14 protein-coding genes are annotated in these 15,754 nt (G+C 32.1%); 11 read left to right on the top strand and 3 right to left on the bottom strand.

Annotated elements, in window-relative coordinates; translation table 11 throughout:
- The first annotated feature begins 39 nt into the window (after positions 1-39).
- Entirely contained in the window at positions 40-1,254 is a 1,215-nt protein-coding gene (locus Q1A60_RS13465) for a lanthionine synthetase C family protein (RefSeq protein ID WP_299768529.1), read from the top strand.
- Between the two features lie 139 nt (positions 1,255-1,393).
- Here Q1A60_RS13465 and Q1A60_RS13460 read toward each other — a convergent pair whose 3' ends face one another.
- The gene (locus Q1A60_RS13460; RefSeq protein WP_299768532.1) at positions 1,394-1,633 is read right to left on the bottom strand and encodes a hypothetical protein; all 240 of its coding nucleotides are present in this window, start codon (positions 1,631-1,633) and stop codon (positions 1,394-1,396) included.
- 115 nt (positions 1,634-1,748) lie between these two features.
- Positions 1,749-3,446: an AraC family transcriptional regulator gene (locus Q1A60_RS13455; RefSeq protein WP_299768536.1), complete on the bottom strand. Its 1,698-nt coding sequence runs from the start codon at positions 3,444-3,446 to the stop codon at positions 1,749-1,751.
- A 311-nt stretch (positions 3,447-3,757) separates the two neighbouring features.
- Here Q1A60_RS13455 and Q1A60_RS13450 point away from each other — a divergent pair, with 311 nt between their 5' ends.
- From Q1A60_RS13450 to Q1A60_RS13405, 10 genes are all read left to right on the top strand, one after another.
- Positions 3,758-4,045: a hypothetical protein gene (locus Q1A60_RS13450; RefSeq protein WP_299768539.1), complete on the top strand. Its 288-nt coding sequence runs from the start codon at positions 3,758-3,760 to the stop codon at positions 4,043-4,045.
- Between the two features lie 93 nt (positions 4,046-4,138).
- The gene (locus Q1A60_RS13445) at positions 4,139-4,345 is read left to right on the top strand and encodes a hypothetical protein (protein WP_299768541.1); all 207 of its coding nucleotides are present in this window, start codon (positions 4,139-4,141) and stop codon (positions 4,343-4,345) included.
- 306 nt (positions 4,346-4,651) lie between these two features.
- Positions 4,652-6,373, top strand: coding sequence for a helix-turn-helix domain-containing protein (locus tag Q1A60_RS13440; protein WP_299768544.1), 1,722 nt, complete (start codon positions 4,652-4,654; stop codon positions 6,371-6,373).
- A gap of 145 nt (positions 6,374-6,518) precedes the next feature.
- The gene (locus Q1A60_RS13435; protein WP_299768547.1) at positions 6,519-6,689 is read left to right on the top strand and encodes a hypothetical protein; all 171 of its coding nucleotides are present in this window, start codon (positions 6,519-6,521) and stop codon (positions 6,687-6,689) included.
- Between the two features lie 203 nt (positions 6,690-6,892).
- Positions 6,893-7,039 (top strand): hypothetical protein, encoded by a 147-nt coding sequence (locus Q1A60_RS13430; RefSeq protein ID WP_299768550.1) that lies wholly within the window; start codon positions 6,893-6,895, stop codon positions 7,037-7,039.
- A 242-nt stretch (positions 7,040-7,281) separates the two neighbouring features.
- Complete coding sequence (locus Q1A60_RS13425) at positions 7,282-9,513, top strand: lantibiotic dehydratase family protein (RefSeq protein WP_299768553.1); 2,232 nt, start codon at positions 7,282-7,284, stop codon at positions 9,511-9,513.
- Positions 9,506-10,393 (top strand): thiopeptide-type bacteriocin biosynthesis protein, encoded by an 888-nt coding sequence (locus Q1A60_RS13420; protein ID WP_299768557.1) that lies wholly within the window; start codon positions 9,506-9,508, stop codon positions 10,391-10,393. The genes Q1A60_RS13425 and Q1A60_RS13420 overlap by 8 nt, the downstream gene beginning before the upstream one ends.
- A 28-nt stretch (positions 10,394-10,421) precedes the next feature.
- On the top strand, positions 10,422-12,614 hold the full coding sequence (locus Q1A60_RS13415) for a peptidase domain-containing ABC transporter (protein ID WP_299768560.1): 2,193 nt from the start codon (positions 10,422-10,424) through the stop codon (positions 12,612-12,614).
- A gap of 12 nt (positions 12,615-12,626) precedes the next feature.
- Positions 12,627-13,919, top strand: coding sequence for an HlyD family efflux transporter periplasmic adaptor subunit (locus Q1A60_RS13410; RefSeq protein WP_299768563.1), 1,293 nt, complete (start codon positions 12,627-12,629; stop codon positions 13,917-13,919).
- Between the two features lie 61 nt (positions 13,920-13,980).
- The gene (locus Q1A60_RS13405) at positions 13,981-14,202 is read left to right on the top strand and encodes a hypothetical protein (RefSeq protein WP_299768566.1); all 222 of its coding nucleotides are present in this window, start codon (positions 13,981-13,983) and stop codon (positions 14,200-14,202) included.
- Positions 14,203-14,344: 142 nt separating this feature from the next.
- Here Q1A60_RS13405 and Q1A60_RS13400 read toward each other — a convergent pair whose 3' ends face one another.
- Positions 14,345-15,748, bottom strand: a complete 1,404-nt coding sequence (locus tag Q1A60_RS13400; RefSeq protein ID WP_299768568.1) for a nucleoside transporter C-terminal domain-containing protein — start codon at positions 15,746-15,748, stop codon at positions 14,345-14,347.
- Between the last annotated feature and the right edge of the window lie 6 nt (positions 15,749-15,754).

The following is a 15,754-nucleotide window of genomic DNA, read 5'->3' as shown; positions in this document are numbered from 1 at the left end:
GCTTTTTTATGTGTATATTTCATTAAAAATTAGTACAGTATGCGTGAGCAAAAATTAAAAGATAAATTAGAAGAAATAAATAAAGAGCTTATAGCAAATGGAGAGCTAGACACTACTGATGTAGGAGTGCTTTCAGGTAGCTCAGGACTTGCATTATATCACTTTTATTACAATGCCTATAACCCTAATGAAATAAGTGAAGATGTTGGAAGTGAAATTATAGCATCTATAGTGGGTAGCATTAATGAAGGATACAATTTTCATACGTTTTGTGGAGGAATTGCGGGAGCAGCATGGACTATTGAACTTCTTAATGAGTTAGAATTTATAGAAGTAGATACAGATGGTCTTCTAGGAGTGTTAGATGATTATTTAAATCATGTTGCAAATCTCAATGATAAAGATAATTTTTATGACTTTCTACATGGCCTCATAGGAATAGGCTACTATTTTTTAAAGAGGTATGAAAATACAACCTCTGAAGAGCTCAAAGCAAAGTACGAAAAGATGTTGTTAGAGATGATTGCTAAGCTAGATAATACAGCTCAAAAAGGTGAGTATGGCATCTATTGGGAATCAATTCTTATAAGAGAAGAAGGGCTTAAAGGGTGTAACCTAAGTCTTTCACATGGATTATCTAGTATTATTAATTTTTTAGCTAGACTTTCAAAGCACACTGTTTTTTCTAAACAAGCACTACCTCTTTTAGAACAGTCAATACATCATTTAATGAGTCGTAAAAGAGAACAGGTAACCACCTCTTATTTTCCGGACTGGATTACAAATAATAATGAAGAAACTGAAAGTAGTAGACTCGCATGGTGTTATGGCGATTTGGGGGTTGCAGTTTCGCTTTGGCAAGCCGCAAAAGTGATGCAAAATGAAGATGTAAAGCAAACCTCAATACAACTTTTAGAACATGCTGCAACGCGTAGAGATATAGAAGAAACCCGAATTGTAGATGGAGGATTATGCCATGGCGCTTTTGGTGTGATGCATATTTTTGATTTTATGTATAAGGAAATAGGGACTCCAATTTTTAAAGAAGCTGCCGATTATTGGATAGATTATGGGTTGACAATAGACCATCATAAAGATGGATCTGCGGGATATAAGAAATGGAGAGGTGGAGATACACCTACCTACGAAAAAGAAAACAGTCTTTTGGAAGGTATTGCAGGTATAGGACTTGCTATTCTATCGTATTTAAATCCAGAAAAAACAGATTGGAATCAATGCTTAATGATTGGGTAATTTAATATACGCTCCTGCCTGCCGGCGAGGCAGGTTCGCGAAAGCGTATAAAGATATAAAGCAAAAAAGAATATATATGTTAGATAACATATTCACCCTTTTTAGTTATTTATTAAATAACATGATCATCAATGTATTATTACCCATGATTACAAAAAGCAGTTACTTGTACTGCAGAAGTCTGTAAACAGGTTGGAGGAGTTAAAGGACCGTCAGAATTATAATCAGGATCGGGTTGTGTATTTGTTAAACATTGTGGAGGTAGTGTGTTAGGTTCTGTTTCAATTCCTCCTGTTTCATCACCAGTTCCTCCTTTTAATGTTTTCATTGTTGTTAGACTCGCAATTTTGAATTTGTTTAGATCTAATTTCTTTTTCATGAATATTGTTTTATTAATTGATTGAGTTAAAACTAAGAAGACTTGAACTCTTATTTTAGAAGTATATACCGATTTTCATGAATATTGGTAATTTTAATTCATAAAACACTGTTTTTTATGTGTTTGTCTTTTCAATACTTCTCATAAAAAAAGAAGGTTTGATACCTGTTTCTTTATAAAATGCTTTAGAAAATGACTCTGTATTGTTAAATCCAAACTCAGCAGCAATCGCCTTTAAGGTGTATTTTCTATAGATAGAATCATTTTTTAAAGAGCTTACTGCATATGTTATTCGAAGCGTATTGATATACTGAGAAAAAGACATTTCCTTAAAATGATTGACAGTTTTAGAGAGGTAATTAGGATTCGTTCCAATAGATTTAGCTAAACCAGCAATAGATATTTTTGAATTAAGATATTCCTTGTCTTTCTCAAACTTTTCTAAACTAGTTAAGATTTTTGAAACAACAGTATCTGGAATATTTAATGTTGTTTTTGTAGAAGGTTTTTCTTTTTTAATTGATTTTAGATTTAAAGTATCATCCTTTTTACTGATTAACTCCTCAAATATCTTTTTGTACACTTTTCTTCGTGTATTTAAATAAAACAAAATGATAAGAATAGCTATAATAATAACGACCAAGAAATAAGAAAGCAATTTTGTTCGCTTTTCTTTTGCTTTAATCTTGTCCATAGCTTTTTTGGTGTTAGCCAATATTAATGGGATGTCGTAATCATTTACAATTTTTTTATTAGTATATAGTTCATTAGCATGCAACTTATTGGTTAAAGCAATGGTTTTATCTTGGTATATAATTAAATCTTCTAACTGTTTCTGATCTCTATAATAAGAGGTTAATAACGCATAGCTTTCTTGCACTTTTGTTTTTGGTCTAGCATCATTGCTTTCTATATAAAGTGAGTCTACTTTTTTTAGAAATTGAATCGCTATTTTGTCTTCTTTTAATTTCAAATAGTTTTTAGCTAAATAGTAATAGGTAAAAGATAAATTTGCATGATCATTACTAGATTTATAATAGGGTAATATCTTAATTAAATTATTTAAAGAGCGATCATATTTTTCTTTATTAAAAAGCGCTTTAGCCTCGTTTAAAATAAAGTCATTGTATTTAGTGGTGTCTTTTAAACGTAAAGATTCTTTAATTCCAAAGTCGTTATAGTAAGATATTGAATCATAATTGTTTAGTTCGTTGTAAGTAGAGGCTATAGAAAGAATAATTTCAAGATAATCTGTGTTTGATAATGTATTAGTATTTCCAGAAGTAGCAAATTCAAAATTTTCTTTATAAAGCGTAAGTGCTTGCTTATAATCCCCTGTTTCTTTTTTTAGTAATCCTAAACTTTGCTTTGAGCGAACGATCATGTCTTTGTTATAATATCTATTTGCATATTCATTGGCTTTGATGAAATTATCTGTTGCTTTAATAAAGTTGCCGTTATTAAAAAAATAAAAACCTTTATTATAGTAAGCACTTGCAGGATAGAAACTATTGCTATATGTATCTTTTAAAGCAATAATACTGTCACTATACAATAGTTTATTTTCATCTTTTAATCGTAAAGCCATATAGTTATAACTGTTGATAAGGACTGACATATTATTTTCTTCTTTGGCTTTTTTAATAGCTTTTTCAAGAATAGAAATGTCAGGGCTTCTTGCAGAGATGTAAAAAAGTTCTTGCGCCGTTTTATTTTTTAAAGTATCAATAGATTTTGCTTTATTTTGACTTAATAAAGTATTGATACTACTTAAGAAGAAAATACATATAAGAAGGTGAGTTAATAACTTCATAACAAAGTAATAAGGGTCATTAGGTGGTTTTGAGATAATAAATGTAAGTATCCTTTATCAATTTATTAAACCTACACGATATCTTTTTGCGAAATGTAAATCCCGATCAAAGTTCACTAGATAATTTGTCTCGTCGTACACACTAAGGATACGATGTACATCTAATGCTAATCATTAGAACATATTATTAATATTCATGAAAAACGAATTCGTTTTTCATGAATACCAGTATGCTCAAATTGCAAGTGCTAAAAATACAGTTCATATTTGTAATGTGTTGCAACATAAAAAATTAATGTTAAAAATATATTATGAGAAAACTTAAAAATACAATAGGCTTTTTATTGCTATTACTCGCAGGGTTTACTGCAAATGCTTCTTCTACAGAATTAGAAACTTGTGAAGAGTTTTATTACCAATTACTAGCAGAAGATCACCCAGAAAGTTGCGTTCAATGGGCGTTTGATCAAGCAAATTATGACGATGTTGCTTCTGGAGGAACATTGACAGTGATGGAATACTTGTCATTGGCAGACTTTTACTTAGATATGTGTGAAAGCAATGTCATCTTAGATCCTGTTACAATTTATGGAAACTAATTATATGATATTTAAAATATTCAAGCTTGAGTGTGACGCAAACCTTGAGCGTCATTAAATGATCAAGGATACATTCATTTTAAATTTTATATTATGTTAAAAAACATTTTAAATATTAAAGGAATTGAATCTTTAAAGAAAGAAGATCAAAAAAACATTAATGGTGGTTTTGGGTTTTGTATAGATCAAGAATGCCCAGAAGAAGGAGCTTTCTGTTGTGGAGGTCCTTATTGGGGCCCACCATGTCTAGCGGGACCCGTAAATCTAGTTTGTGCAAATAATGTTTGGATAGCTTGTTAATAGATTTAACTGAAGGCCTATCTATTATTAGCACTTCTAGAAGATTAGTGAATTAATCTATTGGTTAGTAGCTTGTAATTAATAATTGAGTTTTATTGATTATTAATTGATGAAGTCCATTTTCTCTGAAAGGAAGAAGATGGGCTTTTTTACATACTATTATAGAAAAATCACTTCTTTATACGCTTTCGCGAAAGCGTATATAACATATTCTTATTATAAATAGATGTTAATTATAATAATTTAACTAAGTAGTTAGTTGTAAGAATAGTTACATTTGGAAACACATTCTTATTCAATACATTAATGACTTTTTTCTCAAAGAAAATACCTCTTATAATCAATACGATTACAGTACTAATTATTTTATGTTCTACACATTTTTTCTATGCCCAAGAAGCATCTGTTCAGATTACTGATAGTTTAGTTAATAAATCTTCACAAGAGCTTGTGCAACTAATTAAAAGCGCAAAATTAGATAAAGCCGCATTTTATGAAAAAGTGGTTTTAAAACGTGCTAAAGAAAATAATACTGCCGAGATATACCAGGAATTAGGAAGACGTTTTTCTAAAGAAGAAAATTATGAAAAGGCGCATCAATATCTAGACGAGGCGCTAGATTTAGCAAAGAAAAATAATGAAAAAAGAAGAACCTGTGTTATTTCTATTATTAAGGCAAAATCATTTATGCTTGATGGTAACAATGAACAAGCAGTAGATCTTTACAATACGGCAATAGATATTGCTAAAAAACATGCATATGTAACATTAGAAAACATAGCAACCTCGAGTTATATCAGTCTTATATCACAAATGGATGATCAGTTAGAAAAAGCACTTGATATGTCTGATAAACTATTGCTAGCGTTAGAACAATCTTCAGACAGGAATACTAAAAATTATGTACAGATGCTTACGACGATTAATGATGTTTATCTAGGAGCAGAGAAATACGATAAAGTTATATCACTTGCAGATAAAGGAATAAAAATCGCAGATTCTTTAAACTATAAAAAAGGACTTGCAGATTTATACATAAAGAAAGGTATTGTTTATTATAATAAAGATAGCAGAGAAGAATCGCAGTTTTTTTTAGATAAAGCAAAAAAAATAATTAGCGAGTATGCGTTAGATAATGACTTCCATCAGAAAGTAAGAGTACATTACTTTTTGGCGAAGCTTAAATATGATAAAGGGTTATATCATGATGCTATTGATTACCTGAATATAATAGTATCTAATTTAGAAGATGAAGACACCAATAAACTTCCTATTATTCAAACGTATTACTTACTTATGGAATGCCACAGAGAATTAGGAGAAGATAAACAAGCTTGGGTATACCATAAAATATATATGGAGCTTACAAATGCATATAAAAAAAATGAAGGTAAAACCAGGAATAGAGTTTTTGAAAAAGAAGAAAATGCAGCTAATGAACGAATAGCTTTAGAGAAAGCAAATAAGAGGTATGCACAAATAGGATTGCTTATCACTTTTGTTTTACTGTTAATAGTAGGGTATTCTTTCTGGCGAAAGCAGAAAAAAAATAAAATGTTATTCAATAATTTAATCAGTCAGATAGATCAACTTGAATCTCATAAACAACAAAAAGAAGAACAGAAGACTAAGAAAATAGTAGCAGAGATTGCCATTGATGATGATAAAGTAGATGCTGTTTTGAAAGGACTTTCTAAACTGGAAAAACAAGAATACTTTTTAAAACCTGATTGTAGTCTTAGAACGATAGCCAAAAAAACAAAAACCAATGCCACGTATTTGTCCAAAATAATAAATACTCATAAGGGTAAAAACTTTAATGGATATATAAATGATTTAAGAATAGAATATGCATTGACAAAATTAAAAAATGATAAAAGATTTCGATCTTTTTCTATAGCGTCTATAGCTTTAGAAGTAGGATATAAAAGTGATAAATCATTTGTAAAGCACTTTAAATCTAAAACAGGGATTAATCCTTCGTACTATATTAAGAATATCGAGATACTAAAGAATACTGCGGCTTAAGAGATGAAAATCCTACCGTATTTTAGACAAAATACGGTTGTTTCATTGTGAACGGAAAATCACTTAAGGTATATTTCAAATTCAATTATATAGGAGGATTCTGAAAAACCTTAAAAGAGTAGGAGTAGATAAAACAATTAGTATCATGAAAAAAGAATTTAAAACACTAAATCTTAAAAAGTTAACGATAGCAAAGATTAATACAAGCGAACTATTGAAAATACAAGGAGGAAGTAGTGATCCTACAGATCCAGATCCACATACAGATCCAGAATTGTCTAGAGAAATGGGTTGTACATATTCGCATTTTCATTAGTAAATAAATAAAGAAAAAAAGCGCTGTAAGTCAGCGCTTTTTTTATGCGGTATTTTGTCTAAAATACCGATAGGTTTCTTTTTTCATCTTTTTGTCTAGGCTACTTTAGTGTCAGAATTATTGCATTGTTAACAACCAATTTTTGACAAGGGAAAGCCGAAAACCTTAACTAGAGTAGGTATTTTAAGTAACAACATAGAATTATGAAAAATTCACTAAAAGGATTAACATTAAACAAAGAAGTAATTAGTAATCTAGAATTAAATAAAGTAAAAGGCGGAGGTTCGCATTGCTGCACTACACAAGATGCTTTTAATAGCTGTCCTCCTCCAGGAAGAGAATGTTATTAATAAAATGTACCTATTGATTTATTTTGAAGTAAATCAATACGTAAAAGCCATCTTGTTTGCAAGGTGGCTTTTACATGAAATGTAATTACCCATTTGAATGAACAAAAATGAAATAGATCAATACAAATTGTAAATAATGAGGGTTTAATTAGAAAAACTATTAGCTTAGATGAATATATTCTAGTATCTTGGTAGTTAACTTTTTGAAATTAAAATTAACTTAAATTATAGCGCATTATAGAATGCAATACACCCATTTTCCCAAATACGTTTTAAGATCACCTTTACTCCCGCTTAACTTCTTTTTTGAGCTTACAAAAGATTCTATCTTAACACAAGATACGCTCAAAAAAATATGTCAAGAAGCACATATTAAAGAAGCACTTTTTTTAGCTTCCCCATCTTTATATACCGCTTTTGAAAAATGGTTAGAGGGTCAAGCAAATCCTAGTGATAGTGAACGTATGACATATTCGATACTTAAATACATAAGTAGAATGTCATCTAGATGTACCCCTTTTGGATTATTTGCAGGGACTACCGTAGGCGTTTTTGGAGAAGAGACAGACATTGTTCTAAAAAAATCTACAGAAAATAAAAGACATACGAGGCTTGATATGAATTATCTCGTTGCACTGTCTCAAGATATTGTAAAAGATGAAACGATACGAAAACAACTCCGTTTTTATCCTAATACAAGTATATATAAAGCAGGATCACAATTACGTTATGTAGAGTATCACTATGAAAATAGTCGTAGGATGCATCATATTGTTGGAGTACAACATTCAGAATATTTACAAAGAGTACTAAGTACAGCAGCTTCAGGAGCAACACTAGCGGTAGTATCAGAATGCTTGGTAGATGATGAGATTTCATTAGAAGTGGCTTCAGGGTTTATAGAAGAATTGGTAAATAGTCAGTTGCTAGTGAGTGAACTAGAACCGTCTGTTTCTGGTCCAGAGTTTACAGATCAAATTATTCCTGTTCTAAAAAAACTTGAAGGCACTGCTCGATTTGTAGAAAAGTTAGAAGAAACACAGCTAAAAATTAAAAAACTTGACACGAAAATAGGAAACCCGTCTTCAGACTATATAGATATAAGTACTTCTTTAGAAGCATTAAATACGGGTTTTGAACTCAAGTATCTGTTTCAGACAGATATGTCGCTACATCCCCAAAAAAATAGTTTAAATAAGCAATTGCTTTACAAAGTAAGACGTGTAATGCGTTTGCTTAATAAGATCTCACAAGCACCTAGTGAAACATTATTATCACAATTTAGAAAAGCATTTTATGAACGTTATGAAGATAGAGAAGTTCCTTTATCTCAGGCATTAGATGTAGAACTAGGAGTAGGCTTTCTTCAAAATAAAGATTCTGGTGATGTAAGTGCGTTAGTAGATGATATTATGCTGCCAGGTGGGTCTGCAAAAATCACGACGAGAGAAGTAAAGTGGAATACCATCCATACTATTTTACATGAAAAATTAGTAGACTGCTTACGTGAGAATAAACAAATAGTTACGCTTATAGATTCAGATTTTGACAAATTTGAAGAAAACTGGAAAGACTTGCCAGATACCATTTCGACAATGGTAGAAGTAGTAAATATTGATGGTGAAGAACAGATTGTAATGGCAAATGTAGGAGGCTCTAGTGCAGCAAATTTATTAGGTAGGTTCTGTCATAGTGATCCAGAAATACATGAATATGTAAATGAAATAATCGCTGTAGAAAAACGATGTAATTCAAATAGAATCCTAGCAGAAATAGTACACCTTCCAGAATCAAGAGTAGGAAATATATTAATGCGACCTGCTTTGAGAGAGTATGAAATTCCATATTTAGCTAAATCTGTATTAAATACAGAGGCGCAACTTCCCATTGATGACTTAATGGTATCTGTAAAAAGAGATCGTGTTATTTTACGTTCAAAAAAATATAATAAAGAAGTGATTCCACACTTAAGTAATGCTCATAATTATTCTAGTGGTGCATTGCCTATTTATCAATTTTTGGCAAATATGCAGAGCCAAAATAAACGAGGAGGGATCGGTTTTCACTGGGGACCTTATGAAGGGGATTTTCCGTTCTTGCCTAGAGTTGTCTATAAAGGAGTTATTTTATCTTCAAAAACTTGGAATATTTTAAAGTCTGATATAGAGGCACTTCAAAATTCCCTAAAAAATATGGGTAATTTTCAAGAGAATTTGGAACTATTTATAAAAGAAAAACAATTACCCCAATACGTGCTTTTGAAGGATAGTGATAATGAACTACTAATCAATTTAAAAAATATAACGAGTGTACAAATGTTGTTGTCAACAGTAAAAAAGCGAGGACGATTTATACTCAAAGAATTTTTACATACTGAACAAAGTGTTGTTTCTGGAGAAAATGCATCCTATACAAATCAAGTGATTTTATCTTTTTACAATGAAACCCTTTTAAAACAACAGTCTGATGCCTAATACACAACGTACATTTATACCAGGAGATTCGTGGGTGTATTATAAAATATACACAGGAACAAAAACAGCTGATATTGTACTTGCAGAAGCGATTAAGCCTATCACAGAAGAGCTGTTTCAAAAAGGACATATAGATCAGTGGTTTTTTATACGATATGCAGACCCTAAACATCATATTAGGGTGCGTTTTCACTATAAAGATGCAGACGCAATAGGGGTCATTATGAAAACAGTATATGCACATTTACACGCTTTCGCGAAAGCGGATTTAATATGGAAAATACAGCTAGACACCTACAATCGAGAAATTGAACGATACGGGGAAGAACATATTGAAGCCGCAGAACAGTTATTCTCCCATGAAAGTGATATGATTGTTAACTTTTTAGATATGGTAGATGGGGAAGAAGGAGAAGAGTTACGATGGCTTTTTTCTATAAGAGCATTGGATACCATGCTAGCAGATTTTGACTATTCAGAAGACCAAAAGTTAGCTTTTATGGAACGATTAAAAACTGGCTTTGGACAAGAGTTTGGGATGAATAAGTTTCTTAAGAAACAATTAGATGAAAAATTCCGTTCTAAACGAGAAAAAATAACTTTCTTTATAGACTTTAAAGCCGAGGATCGTCCAGAGTATCAACCTCTTTTGGAATTATTGGCGTATAAAAGTGAAAAGAGTAAAACGACTATTGAAGCACTTAAAAAGTCTGCATCTAATGAAAAAATAGATGCCTATTTAGGAAGTTATGCTCATATGCTTATGAACAGGATGTTTAGGTCAAAAAACAGATTGCATGAAATGGTGGTATATGATCTTTTGTATAGACATTATAAAGTAGCGTGGGGGATTAGAACATTTAAGAATAAAAAGAAGTAATAGTAGTAAAAAAAATAGACGTATCATTTTGAAGAAGTTTCCTTTTTATAAACAAGCAGATAGTAAAGATTGTGGGCCTACATGCCTCAAAATGATTGCTAAATACTATAAGAAACCTATTCCTATTCAATTACTACGAAGTCTTAGTGAAACCACAAGATCTGGTAGTAGTTTATTAGGAATTAGTAATGCAGCAGAAAAACTTGGTTTTAGAACCTTAGGGGTGAAAATAACGTTGGATCAACTTCAAGAAGAAGTTCCATTGCCATGTATACTCCATTGGAATAAAAACCACTATGTAGTACTTTATAAGATCTCAAGAGGTGTCTTTCATATTTCTGACCCTGCACATGGCATATTAAAATATACAAAAGAAGAACTCCTTAAATTTTGGATAGGGAATAATGCTACAGACGCTACAGCCGAAGGAATTGCATTATTACTTGAAACGACTCCTAAGTTTTATGAAGAGCATTTTGAAGAAGAAAAAAAGAATTTTGGCTTCTCTTTTATCTTTAAATATGTATTCAGATATAGAAAATTTATTGTTCAGTTAGTCATAGGACTCCTTGCAGGAAGTTTGTTGCAAGTGGTCTTCCCATTTTTAACACAAAGTGTTGTTGATGTAGGTATTAAAACACGAGATATTAATTTTATCTATTTAATACTTATTGCACAAGTCGCTTTATTCTTAGGAAGAACAGGAGTTGAGGTAATTAGAAGTTGGATTTTACTGCATTTAAGTACCCGTATTAATATCTCTTTAATCTCAGATTTCTTTATCAAACTGATGAATCTACCTATATCATTTTTTGATGTACGTATGACGGGAGATATTTTACAGCGTATTAATGACCATAGACGTATAGAGCGTATCTTAACAACATCATCATTGAATGTGTTGTTTTCAATGGTGAATCTTGTGGTGTTTGGCTTTGTATTAGCCTATTATAGTTTTCAAATTTTTGGAATATTTCTATTAGGAAGTGTGCTTTATTTTTTCTGGATTGTTATTTTCCTTAAAAAGAGAGCCGATCTTGATTATAAGCGTTTCTCTCAAGTAAGTCAAGAACAAAGTAAAGTGATTGAGCTTATTAACGGAATGCAAGAAATCAAGCTTCATAATGCAGAAAAACAAAAGAGATGGTCATGGGAGTTTATGCAAGCACGTCTCTTTAAGATTTCTATAGAAAGCCTTGCATTAGAACAATATCAGAGTGTAGGTTCTGGATTTATAAACGAGCTTAAAAATATTTTAATTACCATTTTATCAGCAACACTCGTAATTGATGGAGATTTATTACTGGGGGAAATGTTTGCTGTTACGTATATCGTAGGGCAATTGAACTCTCCTATTTCGCAGTTAATAAGCTTTATTAGAGAATTACAAGATGCTCGTATTTCATTAGATCGTCTAGGAGAAATACACAATAAAGAAGATGAAGAAGGAAGAGAAGAAACAAAAATAACAGACATCCCTAAAAATGCAGATTTTGATATTAAAGACATCTCATTTAGATATATTGGCTCTGATGTTAAAGTACTTGATGGTTTGAGCTTGCATATTCCAGCAAATAAAGTAACCGCTATTGTTGGGGTAAGTGGTAGTGGTAAAACAACACTAATGAAAGTCTTGCTTAAGTTTTATGAACCTAATGAAGGGCAAATAAAAATTGGAAGTGCTGACTTGCAGAATATTTCGCAATACTCATGGAGAGCATCTTGTGGTGTGGTTATGCAAGAAGGATATGTGTTTAATGATACGATAGCCAATAATATTGCTGTAGGAGATGATTATGTAGATAAGAAAAAACTTGCGCATGCTGTAGATGTTGCTAATATTAAAGACTTTATAGAGTCACTGCCTTTATCGTATAATACGAAAATAGGAATGGAAGGTGTCGGTTTAAGTACAGGTCAGAAACAGCGTTTGTTTATTGCTAGGTCTGTATATAAAGATCCTAATTTCTTATTCTTTGATGAGGCAACTAGTGCATTAGATGCAAATAATGAAAAAGTAATCATGGAGAAGTTGGATGAGTTCTTTAAAAATAGAACAGCTGTCGTAATAGCCCACCGATTAAGCACTGTGAAAAATGCAGATCAAATCGTTGTATTAGATCAAGGTAAAATCGTAGAAGTTGGAAACCACGAAACACTTACTCGTGAAAAAGGGTATTATTATAATCTAGTAAAAAATCAGTTAGAATTAGGATCGTAAAAAAGAAAAGGAATGCCAGATCAAATAGATGACATAGAATTACGTAGCGAAGAGGTTCAAGAGATTTTAACACGAGCTCCTAACTGGATGATACGTTGGGGAAGCGCACTTTTTTTAGGACTAATAATCTTATTACTTGCTATTTCTTGGTTTTTAGAATACCCAGATATTATTCCTTCGCAAGCTATTATAACTACACAAGTACCTCCTCAAAAAGAACGCGCAAAAAGTTCAGGAAGGTTTTCTGCTATTTTAGTAGAAGATAATCAAGATGTGGTAAGGAATCAGCCTCTTGCGATTATTGAAAACGCAGCAAATTATAAAGATATATATACCCTTAAAGCTGCATTAGATACGATATCATTACAAAATGAATCGTTCTATTTTCCTTATACAAAGATTCCAGAGCTTTCTCTAGGAAATATAGAAACTAATTATGCACTTTTTGTAAATAGTTATGTGTTGTATGAACTGAATAAAGAATTTCAACCTTTTTCTAATCGCGCAATTGCAAATCGTATTTCTATTTCTGAGCAAAATAGACGATTAAAATTCACAGAGTCACAACGTCAACTCAATAAAGACGAATTAGACCTAGCTAGGAAAGAAAAAGAGCGTTACGAAGAACTCTATAGTAATGGAGTAATAGCAACTTCAGAAGTAGAAAGGAGAAGAATAGAGTTTTCTCAAGTAGAACGTAACTATAAAAATGTAGAGGCTTCAATTTCTCAATTAAAAGAAGCTATTAGTGGTGCTCAAAGCACAGCTAAGGGAACAGAAATTGACGGCGCTCGCGAAGAGCGAGTCTTATTGAATGGAGTGATTCAGTCTCTCAATGTACTTAAGGCAAGTATTAAAGATTGGGAGCTTAATTTTGCGTTAACTTCTAAACTAGATGGTAAAGTTTCTTTTCTTAATTTTTGGAGCGAAAATCAAACCGTAAATGCAGGAGATGTCGTTTTTACTGTCATTCCTAACGATGGATCAGAATATGTTGCAAAATTAAAAACACCTGCGCAAAATTCTGGAAAAATAAAATTAGGACAAGAGGTGATTGTAAGACTTGAAAATTACCCTGATACTGAGTTTGGAACATTAGAAGGTAGAATAGAAAAGATATCTGTTATTGCAGATGAAGAAGGGATGTATGCTATTGATGTATCTCTTCCTGAAACGCTAGTGACTACGTTTGATAAAGAAATAGATTTTCAACAGGAAATGAGAGGTACGGGAGATATCATTACAGAGGATCTAAGACTCATAGAGCGTTTCTTCTATCAATTGCGTGATATATTTAAACGATAATGGTTAAGTATACGCTTTCGCGAAAGCGTATATATCAATTACTCATGTAAATTGAATTAAAATGGGAAAACTAGATGTCGCACATTTTCTTGGAATATATACAATCAGAAAAGGTATGCAAGAAGAGGGTGTTACAAATCCAAGTGATGAGGTGAAACAGTTTACGAGAGACTTTGTTGATACATTGTCAAAAATGCCTTTAGACGAAGAAATTAAAATTATGAATCACTCTTTTTTAGATTCGAAAGGAAATATAATAGCTGAATTACCATTTAAAAAGTAGCGTAACTTTTTAATAGCGAAGAGCTAAAATGTAAAAGTCTAAAAGCTAACGACTAAAGACTATCAACTAAGCCCTTCGACACGCTCAGGGTGACATATTCTTATCTACTGACTAAAAGCTAACGACTAATTATCTTTTTTAATTATCCAATAAGCATTCCAGCTATAGTAGCGGTAAGTAAAGCTGCAACAGTACCTCCTATAAGTGCTTTAATACCAAATTTAGCAAGAGTTGCTCTTTGGCTAGGAGCTAGTACACCTATTCCACCAATTTGAATCCCTATAGAAGCAAAATTTGCAAATCCACAAAGTGCATAGGTCGCGATGACAATAGAACGATAATTAGTGATTGCTCCACTAGCTTTCAATGTACTTAAAGAACCATAGGCATAAAATTCATTAAGAATTGTTTTTTCACCTAAAAGTTGACCAACCGTGGTAATATCTTCGGCAGGTACACCAATAATCCAAGCGACAGGAGCAAAGACATTCCCTAGAATAAATTCCATAGATAAGTCTGTGTAACGTCCATCTGTGGCGCCGGCAATAACTCCATTTAAGCCTGTAATGTCTCCTAGTAAATCTCCTAGTATCCAATTAAGCACTCCCATTAAAGCTGTAAAGACTAAAAGCATCGCACCTACATTTACGGCGAGTTTTAAACCATCTGTAGTTCCTCTAGAAATAGCGTCTAATATATTGGTTCCGACTTTCTCTTTAGAAATGTCTAATTTTCTATTGACCTCTTCCGTTTCTGGATGTAATATTTTTGCGATAATAATTGCTGCGGGTGCAGACATGATAGATGCTGTAAGTAAATGCTTTGCAAAAATGGCTTGTTCGGCAATACTGTCGCCTCCTAAAAATGCAATGAAAGCAGCTAAAACACCCCCAGCAATAGTAGCCATACCACCTACCATGAGACAGAGCATTTCAGACTTTGACATTTTATCTAGATAGGGTTTTACTACAAGTGGCGCTTCTGTTTGTCCGATAAAAACATTGGCAGCAGCAGCCAAACTTTCTGCTCCAGAAAGACGCATCGTTTTACTCATCACCCATGCAAGACCTTTCACAATAACTTGTAAAATACCTAAGTAATATAATAAAGAAGTGAAAGCAGAGAAAAAGACAATAGTCGGTAATACTTTAAAAGCAAAGATATATCCCATACTAGCAGAAGGATCTACTAGTTTTCCAAATACAAATAGAGCTCCTTCTTCAGCTATATTTAAAAATTCAACTACTTTTTGTGATATCCAATCAAAACCGGCAGCAACAAAATCTACTTTCAATACAAGGATGGCAAATAATAATTGTAGTCCTAATCCTGTAAGTACGAGACGCCAATTAATTTTTGAACGATTGCTGCTTAATAAGTAACATACACCAATTAAAAAAAGCATTCCTAACAGACCACGTCCTACACTCGTAAAAGAGAGTCCAATACCTAGATCTGGATCTAGTGCTATCGTTTCTTGATTTGTTTGCGCAAAGCCTAAAAGAGGCATAAGTAACCCAATGATTGTTAGTAATTGTTTGCGCATAAGTTA

The organism is uncultured Dokdonia sp. (assembly GCF_947492535.1).
Classification (GTDB): domain Bacteria; phylum Bacteroidota; class Bacteroidia; order Flavobacteriales; family Flavobacteriaceae; genus Dokdonia.
The sequence above is the reverse complement of the archived record's forward strand: the minus strand, read 5'-3'. Positions and strand labels throughout refer to the sequence as shown.